At 46.0% G+C, this 20,317-nt stretch carries 15 protein-coding genes; 3 read left to right on the top strand and 12 right to left on the bottom strand.

All coding sequences use genetic code 11. The features are described from left to right. Positions 1–31 precede the first annotated feature (31 nt). The 3 genes from MHB84_RS28955 to MHB84_RS28965 all read left to right on the top strand — a co-directional run bounded on the left by MHB84_RS28955 (position 32) and on the right by MHB84_RS28965 (position 2,645). Positions 32–883, top strand: coding sequence for a bifunctional 5,10-methylenetetrahydrofolate dehydrogenase/5,10-methenyltetrahydrofolate cyclohydrolase (locus tag MHB84_RS28955; RefSeq protein WP_076288535.1), 852 nt, complete (start codon positions 32–34; stop codon positions 881–883). 168 nt (positions 884–1,051) lie between these two features. Beyond that, entirely contained in the window at positions 1,052–1,816 is a 765-nt protein-coding gene (locus MHB84_RS28960; RefSeq protein ID WP_076288534.1) for a DUF817 domain-containing protein, read from the top strand. Positions 1,817–1,832: 16 nt separating this feature from the next. Continuing rightward, entirely contained in the window at positions 1,833–2,645 is an 813-nt protein-coding gene (locus MHB84_RS28965; RefSeq protein ID WP_076288533.1) for an undecaprenyl-diphosphate phosphatase, read from the top strand. Between the two features lie 116 nt (positions 2,646–2,761). On the opposite strand, the gene MHB84_RS28970 is transcribed toward MHB84_RS28965, so the two are convergent. The 12 genes from MHB84_RS28970 to MHB84_RS29025 form a co-directional block, all read right to left on the bottom strand. Further along, positions 2,762–3,016, bottom strand: coding sequence for a hypothetical protein (locus tag MHB84_RS28970; RefSeq protein WP_341143091.1), 255 nt, complete (start codon positions 3,014–3,016; stop codon positions 2,762–2,764). A gap of 84 nt (positions 3,017–3,100) precedes the next feature. Further along, positions 3,101–3,340 carry a hypothetical protein gene (locus MHB84_RS28975; protein ID WP_143764614.1) on the bottom strand — a complete coding sequence of 80 codons (240 nt, stop codon included), beginning with the start codon at positions 3,338–3,340 and terminating at the stop codon, positions 3,101–3,103. A 160-nt stretch (positions 3,341–3,500) separates the two neighbouring features. Further along, positions 3,501–4,142 carry a hypothetical protein gene (locus MHB84_RS28980; RefSeq protein ID WP_445322117.1) on the bottom strand — a complete coding sequence of 214 codons (642 nt, stop codon included), beginning with the start codon at positions 4,140–4,142 and terminating at the stop codon, positions 3,501–3,503. 169 nt (positions 4,143–4,311) lie between these two features. Then, entirely contained in the window at positions 4,312–4,986 is a 675-nt protein-coding gene (bshB2, locus tag MHB84_RS28985) for a bacillithiol biosynthesis deacetylase BshB2 (RefSeq protein ID WP_076288888.1), read from the bottom strand. Between the two features lie 23 nt (positions 4,987–5,009). Continuing rightward, positions 5,010–5,354, bottom strand: a complete 345-nt coding sequence (locus tag MHB84_RS28990; protein ID WP_024631702.1) for a YojF family protein — start codon at positions 5,352–5,354, stop codon at positions 5,010–5,012. A gap of 101 nt (positions 5,355–5,455) precedes the next feature. Continuing rightward, positions 5,456–6,373: a deoxyribonuclease IV gene (locus tag MHB84_RS28995; RefSeq protein WP_076288529.1), complete on the bottom strand. Its 918-nt coding sequence runs from the start codon at positions 6,371–6,373 to the stop codon at positions 5,456–5,458. Positions 6,374–6,592: 219 nt separating this feature from the next. Next, complete coding sequence (locus MHB84_RS29000; protein WP_256716777.1) at positions 6,593–9,064, bottom strand: family 43 glycosylhydrolase; 2,472 nt, start codon at positions 9,062–9,064, stop codon at positions 6,593–6,595. Between the two features lie 336 nt (positions 9,065–9,400). Continuing rightward, positions 9,401–10,729 carry a family 43 glycosylhydrolase gene (locus MHB84_RS29005; RefSeq protein WP_076288527.1) on the bottom strand — a complete coding sequence of 443 codons (1,329 nt, stop codon included), beginning with the start codon at positions 10,727–10,729 and terminating at the stop codon, positions 9,401–9,403. A gap of 52 nt (positions 10,730–10,781) precedes the next feature. Next, the gene (locus tag MHB84_RS29010; RefSeq protein WP_341143092.1) at positions 10,782–12,398 is read right to left on the bottom strand and encodes a carbohydrate-binding protein; all 1,617 of its coding nucleotides are present in this window, start codon (positions 12,396–12,398) and stop codon (positions 10,782–10,784) included. Between the two features lie 108 nt (positions 12,399–12,506). Further along, a complete protein-coding gene (locus tag MHB84_RS29015; protein WP_076288526.1) occupies positions 12,507–13,349 on the bottom strand; it encodes an NAD-dependent epimerase/dehydratase family protein in 843 nt (280 codons plus the stop codon). A 34-nt stretch (positions 13,350–13,383) separates the two neighbouring features. Next, on the bottom strand, positions 13,384–14,607 hold the full coding sequence (locus tag MHB84_RS29020; protein WP_076288525.1) for an enolase C-terminal domain-like protein: 1,224 nt from the start codon (positions 14,605–14,607) through the stop codon (positions 13,384–13,386). A gap of 45 nt (positions 14,608–14,652) precedes the next feature. Further along, on the bottom strand, positions 14,653–20,208 hold the full coding sequence (locus MHB84_RS29025) for a glycosyl hydrolase family 28-related protein (RefSeq protein ID WP_076288524.1): 5,556 nt from the start codon (positions 20,206–20,208) through the stop codon (positions 14,653–14,655). Positions 20,209–20,317: the final 109 nt, after the last annotated feature.

The raw sequence follows: 20,317 nt of genomic DNA on the forward strand, positions 1-20,317 counted from the left end.
CTCTTTTTTATGTTGAAAGGGCGATGTGAAAATGAGTACTGACAAACTGATCTTGAATGGACAAACGGTAGCGGATTTTATGAAGGAAGACATGGCCTCGAAGGTTGCCATTCTGGAGGAAAAAGGCATTCAGCCTTGTCTCGCAACAATTCTCGTCGGAGATGATCCTTCTTCAGCGACCTATGTGCGAATGAAAGGAAATGCTTGTGCTCGATTAGGCGTGCATTCTATTAAGGTCGTTCTTTCTGCGGATACCACCACAGATGAATTAATTCAAGAAATTAACAAGCTAAATGATGACCCTTCCGTACACGGTATTTTGCTTCAGCACCCTGTCCCGAATCACATCAATGAAAGAGCAGCTTTTGATGCCATTAGCATCGAGAAGGACGTTGACGGTGTAACGACCCTCGGTTTTGCACTTAATGCTTTTGGAGATGCAGAATTCCCTTCCTGTACACCACAGGCTATTATGCGTATTCTGGATTTCTACAATATTCAGATCGAGGGCAAACATGCGGTTGTCATCGGAAGAAGTCCAATTCTGGGCAAACCTGTCTCAGCCATGCTGCTAAACCGGAATGCAACGGTGACGACCTGCCACTCCAAAACCGTGAATCTGGAGGAAATCGTGAAGCTTGGCGATATCATAATTGCAGCCGTCGGCAAACCGCTCTTTGTTAAAGGAGATTGGATTAAACCAGGTGCTGTCGTTATTGATGCAGGTTATAACAAAGGCAACGTCGGAGATGTGGATTACGAAGCTTGCTTTGTTCCTTCTTCAGCAATTACACCTGTACCAGGCGGTGTTGGTCCTGTAACAATTGCGACGCTCATCGAACATACGATTAAATCTGCCTACAAGCTGTCTGAAAATGCATAATTGAATTGTCCAAAAAAACAAGGTCCCTCCAGTTGACGAGGGGCCTTATTTGTCTTTGATTAAGCACGAATTGAAAATAAGAAAATATATAGATCTTTTTTTCTCTTTTTACAAACGGACCATATCTATATTATTATGAACAAGGCATAGGAAGGAGATAAACATAACTTGAAACCTTTAGTACAGCTCCTGCATTTTGGTTATCATCAGGCGATGAGTTGCATTTTTCCTGTGGCGATCTTTGGAACGTTGGCCCTTTCTAGCGTAATTCAGATACCCTTTCTCTATCGCTATGATGCCATTCTGCTTGTTTTATTAGCAGTACAATACCTTATGTACCGGAGCGGATTGGAAACACGTGATGAAATCAAAGTCATATGTATATTTCACGTGATTGGATTGGTACTGGAGATGTATAAGGTATGGATGGGATCCTGGTCATACCCCGAGCCTGGTTATACCAAGCTCTTTGGTGTCCCCCTTTATAGCGGATTTATGTATGCAAGTGTTGCAAGCTTTATGTGTCAAATATGGCGCAGATTGCGTATGGACATGACAGGCTGGCCTGGGTTTGCATCTTCGTTTCTGTTAGGTGGAGCCATCTATATCAACTTTTTCACACATCATTTTATTCCCGATTTCCGTTGGTGGTTGACCGCTCTGGTATTTATTGTTTTTCGAAAAACATGGATTATCTATCGGGTACGATTAACTACCTATCGAATGCCGTTAACACTTGCTTTTATCATCGTAGGTTTTTTCATCTGGACCGCTGAAAATATAGCTACATTTTTTAACGGCTGGAAATACCCTGACCAGCATGATTCCTGGCAGCTGGTCAGTTTTAGCAAGATCAGTTCGTGGTTCCTTTTGGTGATTATTAGTGTCATTATTGTGGCCCAACTGAAATATGTCAAAGCTAATCGAAAATAATGAGTAGGAGGATACAATGGAAGACTTTATTTTATGGTTGAAATATGTGTTATTAGGTATCGTACAAGGGGCTACAGAGCCTATTCCGGTTTCTTCAAGCGGACATTTGATTATCGTTCAACGATTGCTTGGCATGGAGCAGAACGGATTATCCTTTGAAATTTTGACGAACACAGCCTCACTGATTGCCATTATGTTTATCTTTCGGGAAGATATCAAAAAACTTATTGTAGGAGGCTGGCGATTCCTAGTCTCTCGCAATGCGGAGTACAAAGCAGATTTTATGTTTTGTCTATACATAATCATTGGTACCCTGCCTGCTGCGATCGGGGCTGTGCTGTTCAAGGATAAAATTGAAGAAATATTCACTTCTGTCTATACGGTTGCGATTAGTTTACTGATTACAGGGGTTGCCCTATGGCTCATTCGAAACCTTCGCGGGCGCAAAAGAGATGGCGATTTGTCTGCGAAAGACGCAGCACTGGTGGGTCTGGCTCAAGCGGTGGCTCTTATTCCGGGAATAAGCCGCTCTGGTGCAACAGTCATTGCATCTATTGCTGTCGGGATGAAACAAGAAACGGCGTTGAAATTTTCCTTTATGCTCTACATTCCAATTAGCATCGGCGGGGTAATTTTAGGCGCATCTGACATTGTAACCGATCCGCACCGAGCGCAGTTGGCTGTACCTTACATTTTAGCGTTCATTACGACCCTTATCGTAACCTACTTTTCAATGAGATGGTTCATGGGAATTATGGCAAGAGGGAACTTGATTTACTTTTCATACTATTGCTTCGTAGTCGGAATTCTTTTACTTATTTTTTTGTAAACTCGAATTTCCTTGTAACGTATAAGGGAACAACCCTCAACAATGGGTTGTTCCCTTTTTATTGTTTTCCAAACTTGACGATCCCGCCTTACTCGCAGGTCCCGTACGATCACTCTTTAACGCTCTTCCAGAACCATGGAACCCATGCCATTCGGATCATCCATTTGTTTATGGGTTACGAGCTCCCCTTTATCATTGAATCCCTTTATTTCATACGGAATTGTTGCAGACGAGGGCAGTGATACAAACCAGATTATGCTTTCCGGGCCCACCTCAACCAGCTTGGCTTCCGCAAGTACTGGTTTCTCATTCCCCTCGAACTCGACAGTTACACGCTGAATAGCCGGGTCTAGTATATGTCCAAACAGCATAGGGAAAGGTGTCGATATATGACTCAATTCAGGTATGCTCATGTAATCCATTGCAGACGTGAATTGAGATGATTCACCAATGGATTATCCGCCACCCCATGCCCACTTCCATCCGAATATTATTTTCCGAGCATACTCCATCTGAAGATTGCTGTTATTTTCCTGACCCGTTTTTTGTTTAAACAAAATTATGCCGCCGTCCACCGGTTCTTGATGAATGATTTGTAATGAATCATCATTATTTCTAAACTTTCGGATCGCTTCTTCAGCAGTTTTTCCTATAGGAATATGCATGGTTTCACTCATTCCCATTGCTTTGGACATACGCCGATCGGCTAGTCCGCCAGGTCTGTCATTCACATAAACAAATGCGATGCATGATATGAGCAAAAGTAAAATGAGTATCGCAGTAATTCGAATGATTCGTTTGCTTCGCATTTTTGGTATTACGATGTCCATTCACTCCTTAAGATGACGATGACGACTATTCGCCTTGAACCGTGGATAAGGACACAAGGACCGGACCAGCGAAATCAGAGGCTTCTTCACCTTTGGGATTGTGAAGACGGAATAAAAAAGCGTCACCTTTTTCTGATTTCCAGACCATATAATCGTTTATCCCTTTTTCACCTGAGGCTTGAAGATAAAGCTCAGCGAAACCAAGCGGATGCTCGATCAGTTCTCCACTATAATCAGTCACCTCACCGAATTTTTCCAAGTCCTCTTGCCCAGTCGTCTTAAGCTTTTCCAGATCATAATCTGAGGGCAGCGGTTCAATATCTACATAGTAGTCCGGATTGCTTGTCAGCGACAAGCGGCCTTTGGCAGCGTCAAAAGAAAACTTCTCGAACACGTACAATGAAAAACCCTCTCCTTGATGTAAGGTTGCCGTTTGTGAAGAATTGCCCTCCCCTGACATCAAATCCAAACTTTCTGTTTGCGGTCGTGTCGTTTCAGATGTTTCCTCGTTTTCTGTGGTGGGAGCTGTAACCGATTCATTTGTTTGTGTTGACGTTTCAGTGGTGGACGACGGCTCCGTTTCTCCAGAGCAAGCTGTAAGTGCAACTAACATAAAGAGCATCGGGATTTTAATAAAAACAGAACGAAGTTCTTTCAATTGTATCACTCCTTACGAGTTTAATGGTCAATATGTTATTACCCGTGCAAGCGAATGGAAACCATACGATTGCCCCTTCCCAATCCAATCACCTCTGAACAATATGTTATGTTTAAAACGAAAAAAAGTCGCCATAATGGCGACTTTTTACGAAAATTAGATAGTACAAACTGTAAAATTAATCGAACTTATAGGTCCAAAACGCTTCTCTTCCAAACCGATTTCGGATTTGTTCATCATCCAATTCCTGCTTGCCGACAAGTTCAGGCGCTTGGAATTGCGAACGGTGAGCTCGAATCGATGCCATTTTCTCGGCGAGGAATCCACTCACATCTTCAATCACATCCGCTTTTCCGATGCTCTCCTCGTGATTGTTCGAGAATGCGCAGCAGTACACAATTGGTCTCTCCTCTGCAGGCAGTCGACCAATCGTTCGCGTAACCGCAGCTCCGGTTGCATCATGATCGGGATGCACACTATAGCCCGGATAGAAAGTAATGACCAGTGAAGGATTAAGCTCCTTGATCAGGGCCAAAATATGGCCATCTAGCAGTTCAGGATCTTCAAACTCGATCATTTTATCGTGAAAACCGAGCATCCTTAAATCTTGAATACCAATCGCATTGGAGGACTCTATGAGTTCATCCTTACGGATTATTGGCAAGGTGACCCGGTTGGCAAATGGAGGGATGCCCATATTACGTCCCATCTCCCCTAGAGTCAGGCAAGCATAAGTGACTTGAGCACCGCCTTTTATGTATTTCGCCAATGTTCCCGATGAACTGAACGCTTCATCGTCGGGATGGGGAAACACAACTAAAATGCGCTGATGTTCAATCTGTTTGTTATTCATGCTTATTTGATCCTCCGCTTTCATCAGAACAATTCCCGACTAAGTTGTAAAGCTACAACCAGCTTTCCTTGACTATCGTGACCAGCCAGAATAAGTCGTTCTTGTTCCAGCTCGTCAATGTGTGTAAGTCCTTCAGCGTATATCCAGCCGTGAGTGGTCTTTAAGCCAACTCGATATGGGCCCGTGCCCGAGATAGATCCTTGCGTATATCGTATGACCGCATTGGAAATGAATGCCGACCCCGGATGCCTGGTGCTATCGAAGTGACTGGCGTAAGCACCTGACGTGAGTTCGAGGTGTAAATATAGGTCCTGATCGAGAAGTTGATTGATCCGGTGTTGGATGTCTTGAGGCTCTATTGGCTGCATGGCGGCCTCCTTTTTAGTAAAAAGTAACGTTCTACATCCATTTTAACATATGTCCCGTCAGAATAAACATGGAATGAGTGAGCGGATGTTTGTAATTCTCTCTATTTACTGTTTTCTAAAGAATCCTCTTCCTTCTGCACAGGTTCTGAGCACTCTCTTCTTAACAGGGCAATTTCATGTCGATAAGGTGCACTTTTATATTTAATTTTACCAATCGACGGCGTCTCAAGCAATTTTGGAAGTGACGCAAGTTGGGGGTGATGCACAATATAATCCAAGGCCTGAAGCCCGATATGTCCGTGTCCGATGTTCTCATGGCGATCTTTCCTCGATCCCCGCACATTTTTGGAATCATTGATGTGCAGTACTTTTAGTCGATCAAGGCCAAGAACCTTGTCAAACTGCTCGAGTACTCCATCAAAATGATGAACAATATCGTATCCGGCATCATGAACATGACAAGTATCCAGACATATGGAGAGTCGTTCATTCCGTTGCACGCCATCGACAATCTGTGCCAGTTCTTCAAAACTTGTTCCGCATTCTGTTCCTTTTCCCGCCATCGTCTCCAACGAAATCTGTACCTCCGGGTGATTATTGTCTTGTAATACTTCATTTAATCCCCGGATTATTTGTCGAATACCGATGTCCAATCCAGCGTTTACATGTGCCCCGGGATGAAGAACAAGCTGGTTTGATCCAAGCGATGCCGTTCGTTCGATCTCATCCCGCAGGAATTGTACGCTAAAATCAAACACCTCTCGTTTGCAACTATTCGCCAGATTAATTAGGAATGGAGCATGCACAACAATATTGGAAATGCCATGCTGCTTCATGTGCAAATGACCTGCTTCTATATTATATTGCAAAATAGGTTTTCGTTTCGAATTCTGCGGTGCGCCAGTGTACATCAGAAAAGTAGATGCGCCATAAGAAGCGGCTTCTTTACTAGCCTGGAGAAGCATCTCTTTTCCTCCAAAGGATACATGCGATCCAATCAGAAGTTCACTACTTTTCATTACCAACCACCCTCTCCTGTCGAATCCATCATTCAATTATCAATGAAATGGGTTGGATTGGCTAATGGGAAATGACGGTGGTGAAGGAGATCAGAGGAAGGCATCATTTGGTCGCAATAGTTTATATCGTTTAAGGCAAAAAAGCCGCCAATTGGCGGCTTAATATGCATTCCAGTTCTCGTTACAACGATTTGTATTCTCAACGTTTGGCTTCCGGGTTCAGGGAGTAACCGATACTTTATCGAAATGCGTATGCTTGTTTGCCGTTCTAACACCGATTTTGCCATGCGTGAACGGATTCAGGCTGTTGTCCGTATAATCGATCTTCGGAGTAACCATATCATCCACATAAACTTTGATGTTTGTACCATTAACGGCAACTTTCATATGATACCAGGTATTGGTGGAATATGACTGCGCGTTGCTCTTGAGGAGCGCCCAATTATAATTCATCTTGCCCAGACTGACTCCGCTTGTGGTCAGATAAGCATAATATCCTTGTAAAGCATCATAATTGTTCTGGCCTCGCTCTGTGCCGTGGGATGGATTGTTCACTCTGACAAGTAAACCCCCGTCTCCCCCTGAGTCAATCATCTTAATATCCGCCTCGACCGTATAATCTGCCCATCCTGTATCCCCAAATGTAGATTTCGCTGGTCCGGTGCTCCCTGCACTGTATTCACCATTCTCTACAGCCCAGGTTCCTTCAAACCGTGTCCATCCATTATCGTCGCCGTCGTTAAAATTATCACTTACACTTGTCACATCAACATTCTTCTGAAACGTCATTCTTGAGAAATCAGCCTCGCCAGTTACGAATTCAACCTTTAATTCCCGTTGTCCAGCATTTAAATAGACCTTTTTCTTGGAGATGTTTTTCCAATTATCCCATCCGCCCGTATTAGGTACATTGACGATACCCGTTAAGTCGGTCGAACCATCCCACACTCGGATCTGTGCCCCGTCCAACGAGGTAGCCATGCGAAAATCAATATCGTAATATCCACTTGACTCTACATTTACTTTGTATTTATACCATTCTCCCGTCTGATTCCAGCCTAAGTTGAACAGTCCTTCGTTATTCAGGCGAATATCCCCGGCATCGGTCCGATAAGCCCCGCCCAGGTTCCCAGCCGTTGTATCGTGATAAGCGACACCTTCGCCTCCTTTCATATAATGAACGGCCTCGATTGTACCTGGAATCGGCTTGGAGGCATTCCATGCACTGCTTCCGTTCACATCGTTGTTAAAAGCAGTATAGCCGAAGTCAGCATGTGTATCCTCTGTCAGAACACCAATTTTGCCTGCTCCTACATTGGCGGTACGTGTTGCTTTGAACATACCATCTACGTAGTATTTAAACGTTGATCCCGATTTTTCTATCCGTATGTTATGCCATTTCGAATAATTGAAGTCGGCAGGCAAATCGAATGTTTGCCAAGCCTGATCCACTCCGTTAATACGGAAAAATGTCTCAAGTCTTTTGTTTTTCGAACTGATCAGCGCAACACCATAATTGTTCTCATTCGTATAGGAGAATGTAGCGCCGTATCTCGGATTGGTGGACGTTCCCCGATTCATTTCCTTCATGTTAAATTCAGCCGTATAATCCGATGCGCTGCTCGAAGCGGTCACTTGTTTATACCAAGTTGAGCTGCCCAATGAATTTTGCCACATGAGTTCCTGATTGTAGATGCCCCAATTACCACCGTTCACGTTGGACCAATTGCTTCCGATTGCAGAACGATCGAAGTAGTCATAGAAAACAGGCATTTCAGGATTGGGTTGATCCGTTGAAGTCGGACCTTGCACGATCATCTTGTCGTTATTCCATACAATTCGGTCCATGTTCAGATGCCGCAGTGGTCCAATAATTCCGTTACCTTCCAAATTGTGATACATCATATAGTGAGTGTCCAGATTAGGTCCTGTTACTACAGTGTTGTGTCCTAATCCCACGGTGGGACCCTCTGTACGAATTAATACCGGGTTAGTGCTATCAGTAACATATCCGGACCTCGGACCTGTGGTGCTAACAGCCACATCCACCCGATATCCTTTGCTAAATACATGGTTACCTGTATAGGTCATATAGTATTTTCCATTTCGTTTGAAGACGGTTGAACCCTCAGTCCAGCCTCCCATCCCCACTCCTGTTGACGCACTCACTCCGATCTCAGTCGGACTGCTCATCGGTGCTGCATCTATTCGGCCCTGTGCTGCGTGATAGAAGCTGAACGAGCCATCATCGTCAATAAACACATTACCGTCAATCGACTTTCCAAGGTTGCCCGTTACTACATTGAAGGGTCCGGTAGGACTTGTGCTGCTCAGCACGTAATGTCCTTTTCCGGCAGGTGATGTATACATGTAGAACATGCCATTCCAGTAAACAACTTCAGGAGCATAAGCTCCGTGCGTAATGGGATCTGTTGCAGCTAATCCACGGTACGACCAATTCACCAGGTCTTTAGAGCTCCAGACTTTGACACCGTCGTCCGTATCTCTTGTGCTTACATACAGGTAATAGTATCCATTAAATTTCAATACATAGGGGTCCCCGAGTCCATATTGTCCCCATTCATCCGGTAACGTTTGCGGATTTTGATAGGCTGTGGCAGGGAGTGGCACTGACGAAACCATTAATAAAATGACCAACAGCGTGAACATGAATCGACGACTCTTCCTCACATGATTTCCTCCTAGTCTGTTTTTTGTTACCGCTTACAAATACATCAAGGTTCTCTACGTGCGCTTCTGTCTTACATCCGAAGAACTTGTTTTCTTCTGCACAACGGCTAACCCTCATAACCGTATGTACAGACATAATCCAGTCTCTTCATCGGGTGTTGAAATCTAGCATAAAGTAAGCAGTTACAAATAGAAATAACATTTCGTTGTCATTTATTTGGCATTTTGTTGGAAAAAAGTGCTTATTTTTTATTAGAACTCACTCGTTCATATTTACAAGAAAAAACCTCAGGAAAACTCTCCTGAGGTTTAAACGTCTATCCCGTTTCTTACGTATTAATCCAACAATGGGGTAACGGTGAGGCTTAAAAGATTGATCTCACCATGTCCACCTGAAATTTGGATTGTGTTAACATTACCCGGCTCCAAAGGAACGGTGACATTGGTGATTCCGCCGAACTCCTGCAAACCGCCAGTGGATAGCGCATTCAGTAAAGAATAGTCCTGGTCATTAATCGTCAGATGCAATTTGGCTAGTTGTTCACCAGTCGCATAATGAAGCTCAATCGATGTTCTTCCGCCTTCGCCTCCATCTATATTCTTAAACAAGGCGTACGCTTCTGAGGATTGAAGATTCCCGACCACGGTTTGACCGGATTGCAATGTCCTGATTTCAGCTCCACCAAAAACCTGACAAGCTGCACCTGCATAAACTTTCTGTTGCCGTGCAGGAACCGGGGCTGGACCAACGGACGTTACACCTTCCCTTGTCTGAACCACAGGTCTGATGGAACCATCTTCATCGAACTCCAGATAGTCGATACATACGCTACGCAGCGTACCTTCTCCAGAGATCGCTTGATTGTGATAAAAAAGATACCATTGCCCTTTGAATTCTACTACAGAGCCATGGGTAATGGAACAGCCAGTCGGCTCCAGAAAAATGCCTCGGTACGTCCATGGGCCAAGCGGATTCTCGCTTGTTGCGTATCTCATACGGTTGTTGTCTTCCAGATTGTCCGCATAGGTAAGATAATAAAGATTGTTTCTTTTGAACACCCAGGCCGCTTCATGAAAATCCTCAAGTCCTTGCATTTCTGTCATGCCGTTCTCCAGTGACATCATATCTTCATTGAGCTTGCCTCCCAGACAGACACTGCCGCCACCATAGTAGATATAGGCGCTATTGTCATCGTCTACAATTACACACGGGTCAATCAGTGCAAACCCGCCAAGCCCCTCGATATACCCTTGATCCGTAAAGCCATGTGCTGGATAGCTACTGGTGGCAACCCCGATCTTCCAGGAATCATTCCAGTTCGAATCACTTGGATGCGGATAATAGAAGTAATAGGTCCCATTCTTGTATGCACAGTCAGGCGCCCACATGAAGCCGCCCTCCGGTCTGCCCCAGGAAACGTCGTCTGAACGGAGTATTTCCCCTTCGTCCAACCAGTGAACCATATCCTCCGAGGAGAAAACATGATATCTGTCCATGAGATCGCAACCTCTGGCTGGGTCCATATCATGAGATGCGTAAATGTAAATTTTACCGTCGTTCCATACATGGGCCGAAGGATCTGCTGTATATATAGATGTGATTGCTGGATTCATGGATGTAGTCTTTTGGCGTGTGGTTTCGAAGCCAATATCATTAGTAGTCATTTTTAATCCTCCTGAACGTATACGAACTTGTTAAAATCATGCCATTTGGGCTCTATTGATGATTTGTTGGATGGTTTGCCGTCACTGGAATCTGATTTTTGAACATGCGATTGATATCCCCTGCAAGTCGGAGATAAAAGTCTGAAGATACGGCAACACCGTCGGCATCCAGCGTTAGAAAATATTGATTGGTTGGAATCATGGAGCTATTCTCTGCCATCTTGGCAATAGCCGTACCTTCATCGTACTCGTCAAACATTGCGATATATCCGGTATTGATACCGATGCTCTTCAGATTGTAGGCCTGCCTCCACATAAAGTCTCCATGCAGACGCGGATTCTCGTTTCTTGGGCCACCAGTCATGTTCGACCAAGCCGAACCCGGCCAGATCACTGGCTGATAGTCAATTCCATTTTGCTGTGTGAAAGCCAGATCAGGTTGAAGCTGATTGGTTTTGAAGCTGTCCGCTTGCTGAATATTGCCGAAGCGGGCAACGGACCAAGGCGAGATCATATCCAACGATTTGTAGACGTTCATAAAATCAGATCGAGAGTCGTTATTTCCCGTTCTCCAATACGTAGGCACGCCACCGATGACATAGATCCCCTGGTTTTTGAACCAACCGATCAAATCGGCCGCCTCTGCTGCAGTACCCGGCCGATCCGTGAAGCCAATACCCCAGATGCAGACAACCATTTTGCCATTCTGCTTCGCATAGGCCGAAGATGATGGCAGGTGCATGTTGTTCACAACATTGGTCGTCCAGTCATGCTTGACTGCCTGTACCCAATTGCTCGCATTCATGCCCGTAATGTCATACATGACATAGAACTTGCGATTATAAGATTCCGCGGCATTTTTAACCTTGACGGCTACGCTGTCCCGGTTGCTTTTCCAGTTGTTAGGTGTGTCACTCTCATCTGCGCCGAACCGTTGCAATGCTGCACCGTCGATATTGTAGGTTTGCATCCACTCAAAATGTTTGTTGACCGTCTCCTGATCGTAAGAGGAGAACAATTTGGCAGGAGAACCATTACCGAGGTTCGCCAAACTAGTCTGATACAGCTTGGAATATTCGCGAAGGTCTGGATACAACTCGAAATTCACGTTGCCATTTGCTGATGGCGCACTGCTATTTTTGGACCAGTGCACCCAGCCCCCGTTCGGTGAACCGTCTCCGGCTGCGTTGAACCAGCCTTGATACCCGGCATACAGCTTGCCTACGACATCGCCTCCGCTGCCTGCGGCGGAAGCACTGAACTTGAACCAGAGTAGATTGAATAAATTGCCGGTTCCGCCCGTGAATTTAAGATACACTGTGTGTACACCAGTGGCACCACTGATTGACCCGGACTTCGTTTGCCAGGATTGCCACCCGCCCGTAGCTGGAACAGCAACAGTTCCCGCGAGTGTCCCGTTTAGGCTATCCAGACGGACCTCAATCGTACCGCCACTGTTATTACTGGCTACTCTCACGTCGATTGAATTGGCACCGCTACCAAAATCCACATTGTTGAATACAATGTAATCGCCGTTGTCGATAAATGCGACATTTTGCCCTCCCTCGCTGGAACTTTCCAGTTGGACTCCGGATTGACTGTTATAACTGGAAGCCTGCGTTTGATTAAACGCGGAAGCTGCCGATACGATGGAAGGTGATATAGACAAACACAACGTAAGAATCAATAATGCCGCACTTGCAAAAGCCAAAACCTTCTTGTTTTTTTGCATGAAATTTAGCATAGTATCCCCCTATTCATTTTAGTTGCGCATAAGCTACTCCTGTTCTTCATCCGCCCACGAGTGCTTCGGGCCCCAGGACAGAATCTCTTTCACCATTCCATTACTAACAATGGCTTCTCGACTAGAGAAAGGTGTCCGTAGATCTTTTACATTAGGATAAAAGGTGGCGAGCAATTCTGTCGTTTGCCGATCACTTAACGTATCATTAGCGGTAACATTAACGTGAACAGCCCCATCATAATCGGCGTGCAGAGCAGCCAAACAAGCATCCACGGCATCCCTGATATCAATGTAGCTCCACAATATGTGCTTGAACGTTTCCGCCTTCGCAATAGCCAAATGTCTGTACTCTCCTGGTCCGACAATCATTGAAAAACGGAGGGAAATCACCTGTATCCCACTTCTCCGATGAAACATCTCTGCAGTGACCTCATTAACGATCTTGGACAGGCCGTAACATTCCTGCGGCTGTTGCGGATGCTGTTCATCCACCGGGAAATAATCGGGAGCGAAGGGTTTGTTGGCCCAGGCAAATCCGTAGGATGATTCACTGGAGCCCATGATCACCTTTTTTATACCAAGCAAAGAGGCTGCTTCCAGCACATGGTATCCGGAAAGTGTATTATTAGCGAAAATGTAGCTGTGAGGGTAGTGAAGCGGCGCAGGAATTGCGGCCAGATGGATGATCGCATCCACTCCGGCAAGTGCTCCCACGACTTGACCATAATCGTTCAGATCGACAATAATCTGTCTGCAACGCACCCGGTCAGACAGGTGTTTATCCAGCGATACGACATCATGACCTTGTAATTGCAGCTTCTCAATGACCTGTGAACCCAGCTTTCCGCCTCCGCCTGTAACTGCAATCGTCTTCATTCCTATATCTCTCCTGTCTGTTCTTTTCACTTCGTTAGGGTCGCACCAATGTCCCATCCGCTTTGCGGTCTAGAGGATACGGCCGATGATATTTGTTGTGATCCCATGAGTCACTTAGTAATGATCTGGCCTTCACTTCATCCAGTTCAATGCCCAGTCCCGGTTTGTTGGAAGGATATAGATATCCGCCCTCTCTGACGATATGTCCCGGGAATGCCTGCAACTCATGAGGTTTAAAATGATTGATTTCCTGGATACCAAAGTTCCACAGGGCCATATCCAGATGGACAGCAGCTGCCTGGTTTACAGGATCATTCTCCCCACCCTCCTGCCAGGCTGTTCGTACTCCGTAGGCTTCGCCAAGCGCAGCGATCTTGCGACAAGCGCTGATTCCGCCTGCTTTCGATACCCGAACTCTGATAAAATCGATCAACTTCTCTTGAATCAGACCAGTCCACTCCTGAGGATTAACAAATAATTCTCCCACGGCCTGCGGCGTAGCACTCTGTTGACGCAGCTGTCGATACCAACCGATCTGTTCCGGAGCAAGTGCATCTTCCAGAAAGAAAAGATGATAAGGTTCCAGCCGCTTCGACAGCTGAATGGCATGAATGGGGGACAAATGCTCATGCACATCATGGGTAAACTGAATCCCATTACCAAATTCCAGGCGCAACTTCTCGAACATGTCAGGGATCGCATGCAGATACGCATTTTCATCGAATACAGGACCGCTGCTCCAGGGCTCGCGCGGCAAATTCGCGTCCTTGCCGCTAACAAATCCCCCGCCACCGTAACCTCCCATCTGCACTCGAATGACCGTGTATCCTTCTTCCATAAAACGAGATACATCCTCTTTCAGCTCGCTGATATCAGCACCACCGGCATGGCCGTAACAGGGAACTGCCGAACGGCAGGCCCCTCCTAACAATTGATATACCGGTAGATTCGCTTCCTTGCCCTTGATATCCCACAGGGCCATGTCAATTCCACCAATGGCCGTATGAAGTATTGCCCCATTTCTCCAATATCCGCTCATATGCATGAGATGCCACAAATCTTCAATCTGGGATGCATCCCTCCCTATGAGTAATGGTGCCAGCAGTTGCTCGATGACCTGTACCACCGCTTCGGGATTATAAAGATCGGAAGCAGAACCCAATCCGTAAAGACCATCCTGATCCGTCGAAATCTTCACAATGGTCCAGCTTCCGTCGTGCCTTGTACGTATGCATTCTATCCGTGTAATTTTAGCCATGTGTTCACTCTCCTCATCTGCTCCATTTCAATCCTATCGGAAGATTTAAGGCAAACGGTTGTATAAACGATACAGCAGCACTGCGGTCTCAGCACGTGTCATTGTATCTTCCGGATGGAAGCTGCCATTGCTTCCTTCCATTATTGTTGATTTGGTTAATGAATCAATGGCATCGCGGGCATATGCCTTAATCAAATGAGTATCTTTATAGTCATTCAGACCGGATTCACCTTCAGGAGGAGGCTGCATCCCGATAACTTGCATAGCTCGGTAGATCATAACCGCTGCTTCTTCCCGGGTAATTGGAGACGCTGGCGAGAATCGATCCGCGCCTGCCCCTTGAATGATGCCCAGCGTTCTTGCGGTATTCACGGACTGTTCGTAATAAACATGCTCAGGTACATCCGCGAAGCGTTCCACCTTGGTTCCCTGATCTGGTTGTAATTCTAAGGCATTGATAAGCAGAGTTACGAAATCCGCTCGGCGGATCATGGATTGAGGCTGATATTCTGCCTTTGTCATTCCACGAATAACCCCTTTGGACACTAGAACTTCGATGGCATGGCGGGCCCATGATAGTTGCTGTATATCCTGGAATGTTCGATTATCCTGAGTGATTGCATAAACTCCGTTTTGTCGTGTCTTGAAAATCATTTGTTCCGATTTTTTATTGAACTTCCCATTTGGAATGGAGATCATTTGCCCGTCATCCGCGATACGTCGTACTGCGAGTTTTTCCGGGTCCAGCAGTTCAGTTACATTAGGCAGATAGGGTAAACTTACTGTGATTGGCGTAATGGAATTTTGCCATGCAACGGGTTTTCCATCCGATATCACAGATAATGAAATCGCAGGCCGCTCTCCTAAGTCTGATTTCATCTTGGCACTCCAAGTGCTTTGATCAGCCTTACTTAATACCAAGTTAATACGCTCTCCAATCGTTCCTTTGGTATTGGCCAGCAAATTGCTCGGAACCAGCAGCACTCCCCATGCTGTTCGAATCTCCAACCAATGGGTAGAGGGTACTTCCTGCAAAAAGCTGGATGGAAGTGTCAGAGCATACCCTTCAGCACCATCTACGGATTCGATGTCTACAATCAGCTTCTTTTTCCTGTCCTGATCAGGGGTGATGCGGTTGAACGCATCCTCCATCATCTTGTTGGTGAGCTCGGCTGTTGCCAATGCAGCAGCTTTATCCAGCTTGGGCTGAAGCTGCATTGTAGCACCAGGAGCGGCGGGTGTTGGTTCATTCTTCCCTCCAGTCGTAGGGCCCCCTCCAGCACCTGGCTGCGAACCAGAACCCGAGCCTGGCTGTGGATTGGGTCCCCCGGGATTCGGATTGGAACCTGATGTAAGAACAGCGAGTCTCACGAGTAATGAGGACTTTAACGTGCCGGCTGGTAGCAGAGTGACGAAGTTGGCTGCTGTATCTATAGAGGTAACATCTTTCTTTTGCTCCGCAGTACGAACACTCGCCTCGGCCGATTGCTCCAACAATGTCACATAATCACCCGTAAGCAGATACAAGTTTCCGAATAATCGTGCATCTTTACTTGTACCGATCCCTCCATTAAACTCCATAAAGCCTGATCGTCCTTCGCCATCGTTTTCGTTGACAAGCAATGCAAAACCGATAGGTTTGTCAGGTTGGAATGAATATCCTTCCTGATGAAGTGCTGCAAAAGGCAGCGTAATTTGATAATGAGTAATATGAGTCGTCTCGTCCCGGGTAATGTTTGCTGATGCGGATTCCAATAATCCTGGTGCAACCCCTTCCGGAGCTCGCCATCTCCATTTCGTGATGACACCTTCCTGATTCAGTGCAAAACCAAGCTCATTCACCTGTTTGCTGGCCGCACCATCCTCTTTACCAAGGTCAATACCGAGCTGTAAACTGTCTCCTTGCCATATATCGCCATTGGTATTGGATTGATGGTGAATATCGTCTTTGACGTCCACCTTGAGAACCAAATTTTCCGCATCCCAACTTGCTTTAGCTTGAATGCTGAGGTCATTCGGACCTCCCCAGCTTCCACCGACACTGTTGTAATGCTCCGGACTGGAAACCTCAATGAATGGCAGCGTTCCAACAGCATCTTTTTGTGCCGCAAAGGATTGTGACAGTTTGACTGAAGTCTCATAACGGAATCCGTTTTCAAGCGTTACTCTGAATTTGAGCAAGTCACTTGATATATAGGGAAGCGCCACATCCTTGCTTTTCCCAATGCCCAGCCCCTCAAATCGTACTGGCTTAAACATCGCCTGATACACACTCGGTTCAATCAGTTCGATCTGCCCTTTAAGCAAAGCCTCACCTGCAACATTAGTCAAAGTCAGCGTGCTTCCGGGATCACCTGGTCTGGATGGATCATACCCAAGCTGGTTCAGTTTGAGTGCCAAAGGAAACAGATTGGTACCCGTCACTTTTCCAGGAGGGGCTTCATTCTCAATCTGAAAACCGCCATTAAACAGGTTGTTGGATATCACCATCTTCTCTACGTTTGGACCTGCAACCACATGATTTGTACGTGGCTGTTGAAAATAGGAATTGTAGAGGGTAATATCACCACCGATTGCATTAATGCCGATTTCACCAACGTTTGTGAAGTTTCCCTGCTGTATGCGGATATCTCCTCCGTGAATATCAAAAGATCTTGTTGTGTCTCCCCACATGGACGTATTGAAGAACACCGCTTTGGAACCAAAGTCTGGCCCAACCTCCACGTATACCTTGTCTGTTGTACTCATGGAAACAAGCTCTGTATTGATAAACGAAAGACCAGCTGTTCCCGCATGTTGTAATACGGCTCCCTTTTTACTGCCATCCGTGCCATGACCAATAACGACAGCTTCGGGCCCTCTTCCATTCTGTTCTTCAAAATGAATACCGTACTTCGATCCGTATACAAATGTATTGAAAATAACCTGATTGGTAACATCCCCAATACGGAAGGCGTCCAGATTCTCTTTTTGATAATTCCAAATTTGATTAAATTCTTCATCATTCGATGGATGATTTGGATAATTGTTCCGACCATAATAATGCGGATTGAACTGCACATTCCGCATGTATCCTCCGTCTGACCCGCCACCAAGATATATACCTTCCTTGAGCGGAGATCCCGCTACATAATCGATATAATGACCACTTGTATCATGGGTGCCGAAGTCGACAGCCTGATAAGGGTTAACCAAGGTTGTATCGATCAGGTATACGTTTTTCCCTTGACCTTGCACAGTCCAGGCATAAGGCTTCACCGGATTTGCATCAGACCATGTTTGTTGATCGTAATAGACGGATAATCCGCGTAATCCAGCTGCTTGCTTCAGCTGAATGAAGGCATCGGCATCCGGGTCGTTTTCTCCATAGTTCGTAAAAATAACGGTTCCATTCCCAATCGTATGATGAGGTACATCATAATTACCCCGCAGTTCTACGGCAGTCGGGACCACAAGAGCCTGCTCAACCCGGTAAATACCAGCCGGCATATAGACCGTTCCTCCACCTGCTGCTTCGGCATCATTCAATGCCTGTTGGATGGCTTGGGATGAATCCGTATTCCCTGTGTTATCAGCCAAATAGGGCTGGCTCACTACGTTAAACAATTCGCGAGTACCCGGCTTGGGCTGCACAGCAATATCTACTGAAGGAACATTAGGGATCGTTTCCAACACCAAATTTTCTTCCTTATGGATGTTCAGTTCCGCCGAGGTACTTTCATCGTTCACTGCAAGGTTGCCTTCGTGTCCGGAATGTATGGCATTGATTGTTGCCACATCTCCCTGAAGAAGCAGGTGCCGATCCGGCTTGGCGAAGGTAGAACTGCCCAGTATAAGCGAACCACTCTTCGCAACTATGGCATAATCTCCGCTTCCTTCACCCCAATTCACGAAAGAACTGCTCTCAAAGGACAACGTTCCACGCCCTTCATTCACAACCGCATGTTTGGGCTCCCCGCCCACCGTTACGCTGTTAAACTGAGCAATAGAGTGAAAGCCTTCCGTTGCATAAATGGCAACAGGATTCGGACCAGCACTCGCTTCGAATTGGCTATCTGTCACCAGCAATCCATAATCATTGACGCCTTCAATCTTCAGCGCAACGTTGCAGTCGTCAATCTGAATCTTGTACAGCTGCGCATTGGCTGTTTCAAGGCTTCCTGTTCTTGTCGTGATTCGTATGCCTGTCTTATAACCCGAGATATGAATATTCGACATATACTCCCAGTCCGAGCGCCCCATTACGATACCTTCTGATTGCTGTATCATATATTCACGCAATTGAGATTGCTCAGGTGCTCCTGACAAACCAGAGTTCGCCCATACATTCGGGGACAGATGAAGCTCTTCCAGTCTCCCAATGTCTGTTGTGAAATCCAGAAAGATACCGGTTTTCAGTGTGGTGCCGTATACATCCTTCACATAATGAAGTTCGTTCCATTCCGGGCCAATCTTGATCCCCTGGTATGCATTGACGAGAGTTACATTTTTCACCGTGGCACTGTCACCTGGAAGCTGTTCCATCGTCCATGGATAAGCCACCGGGTTATTTATAATCTGTTCGGGATACCAGATAGACAAATGTGTTACCCCACTGGAAGGCTCCATCTTTATGAAGCTGTTCCCGTTAGCTTGACCTTTGCCGCCATATACAGCAAGGATTGTACCTTTGACTAACCCGCCATGCTCTTCGGGATTCCCCCAATCTCCGCGAAGTGTAACGCCTGTTGGAATAACCAGCTCTCCGGTTAATTTATAGGTTCCGGATGGTACGAACACAACTCCGCCACCTTGATTTCCGGCTATTGCCAGCGCTTCTTTGAAAGCTTGAGTATCGTCCGAGACACCGTCCCCTATTGCTCCATAATCGGTTACGCTCCAATCTGCAATGACGATATCTGATGTAGGGAATTCCGTATCATAAACCTTCGCCTGAGTACCTCCCTGTTGCTGAGGCTGCTTATGGACAGTTACTTTCGCCAGATGAAGTTCCGGATTGTTGGCTGGTGCCCCTGCACCGCTAACCCCGATTCGGAAATCCGCATCATGGGTGCGGTTACCGAAATTGGCATCACTGAGCTTGAAAGTATGTGTCTTCCAGGTTCCCGTATTTTCATACCGGAACAAAGGAGCATCCTTGAAATTGGATTGCTTCGAATCGTATTGCAGAGACATCGCTCCGCTATTGCTATCGTAATATTCAACAGTGACGAACACGTCCTGATCGGTATTTTCAAATAAATATTCATCCGCAACATTAAAGTAAAAATACAGGATGTTATCGGCCGGATTTGTTGGATTCACCGTCTGATTGGTTTTCCAATACTCCTTGCCGTCAGATATCCCCACTTGAAGCCCTGCTGAAGGTCCATCGCCGGGACGAGCCGTTATGCCCTGCTGCACAGGAGTTTCCCCCAACGTAATACTTACCGAGTCAGGTGACACATCATTTAGATGGACGTCTCCCTGTTCAGTAATATCTTCTCTCTCTGCTGCCGCGTGTGTGGTTGCTGGTGTGATGTATAACCCTGAACATAACATGACAATAGTCAACATAACTGAAATGGTACACCTGGCACCTAACCATAATCGTTTGTTCACAATCGTACCTCCCATTAACTTGATCATGTAATCAAGCTGCACGAAAACAGGGTTGTCGTATGTGGAACATGATGCATCCGTTTTCAATCCGCAGCAGTGGAGAGAACTC

Origin of the sequence: Paenibacillus sp. FSL F4-0087, from assembly GCF_038020215.1 — a bacterium.
In the GTDB taxonomy this organism is placed as follows: Bacteria; Bacillota; Bacilli; order Paenibacillales; family Paenibacillaceae; genus Paenibacillus; species Paenibacillus taichungensis.

Coding starts and splice junctions, on each gene's coding strand:
- MHB84_RS28955 (WP_076288535.1), top strand. CDS start 32: ATGAGTACTGACAAACTGATCTTGAATGGACAAACGGTAGCGGATTTT.
- MHB84_RS28965 (WP_076288533.1), top strand. CDS start 1,833: ATGGAAGACTTTATTTTATGGTTGAAATATGTGTTATTAGGTATCGTA.
- MHB84_RS28970 (WP_341143091.1), bottom strand. CDS start 3,016: ATGCTGTTTGGACATATACTAGACCCGGCTATTCAGCGTGTAACTGTC.
- MHB84_RS28975 (WP_143764614.1), bottom strand. CDS start 3,340: ATGTCCAAAGCAATGGGAATGAGTGAAACCATGCATATTCCTATAGGA.
- bshB2 (WP_076288888.1), bottom strand. CDS start 4,986: ATGAATAACAAACAGATTGAACATCAGCGCATTTTAGTTGTGTTTCCC.
- MHB84_RS28990 (WP_024631702.1), bottom strand. CDS start 5,354: ATGCAGCCAATAGAGCCTCAAGACATCCAACACCGGATCAATCAACTT.
- MHB84_RS28995 (WP_076288529.1), bottom strand. CDS start 6,373: ATGAAAAGTAGTGAACTTCTGATTGGATCGCATGTATCCTTTGGAGGA.
- MHB84_RS29005 (WP_076288527.1), bottom strand. CDS start 10,729: ATGACTACTAATGATATTGGCTTCGAAACCACACGCCAAAAGACTACA.
- MHB84_RS29015 (WP_076288526.1), bottom strand. CDS start 13,349: ATGAAGACGATTGCAGTTACAGGCGGAGGCGGAAAGCTGGGTTCACAG.
- MHB84_RS29020 (WP_076288525.1), bottom strand. CDS start 14,607: ATGGCTAAAATTACACGGATAGAATGCATACGTACAAGGCACGACGGA.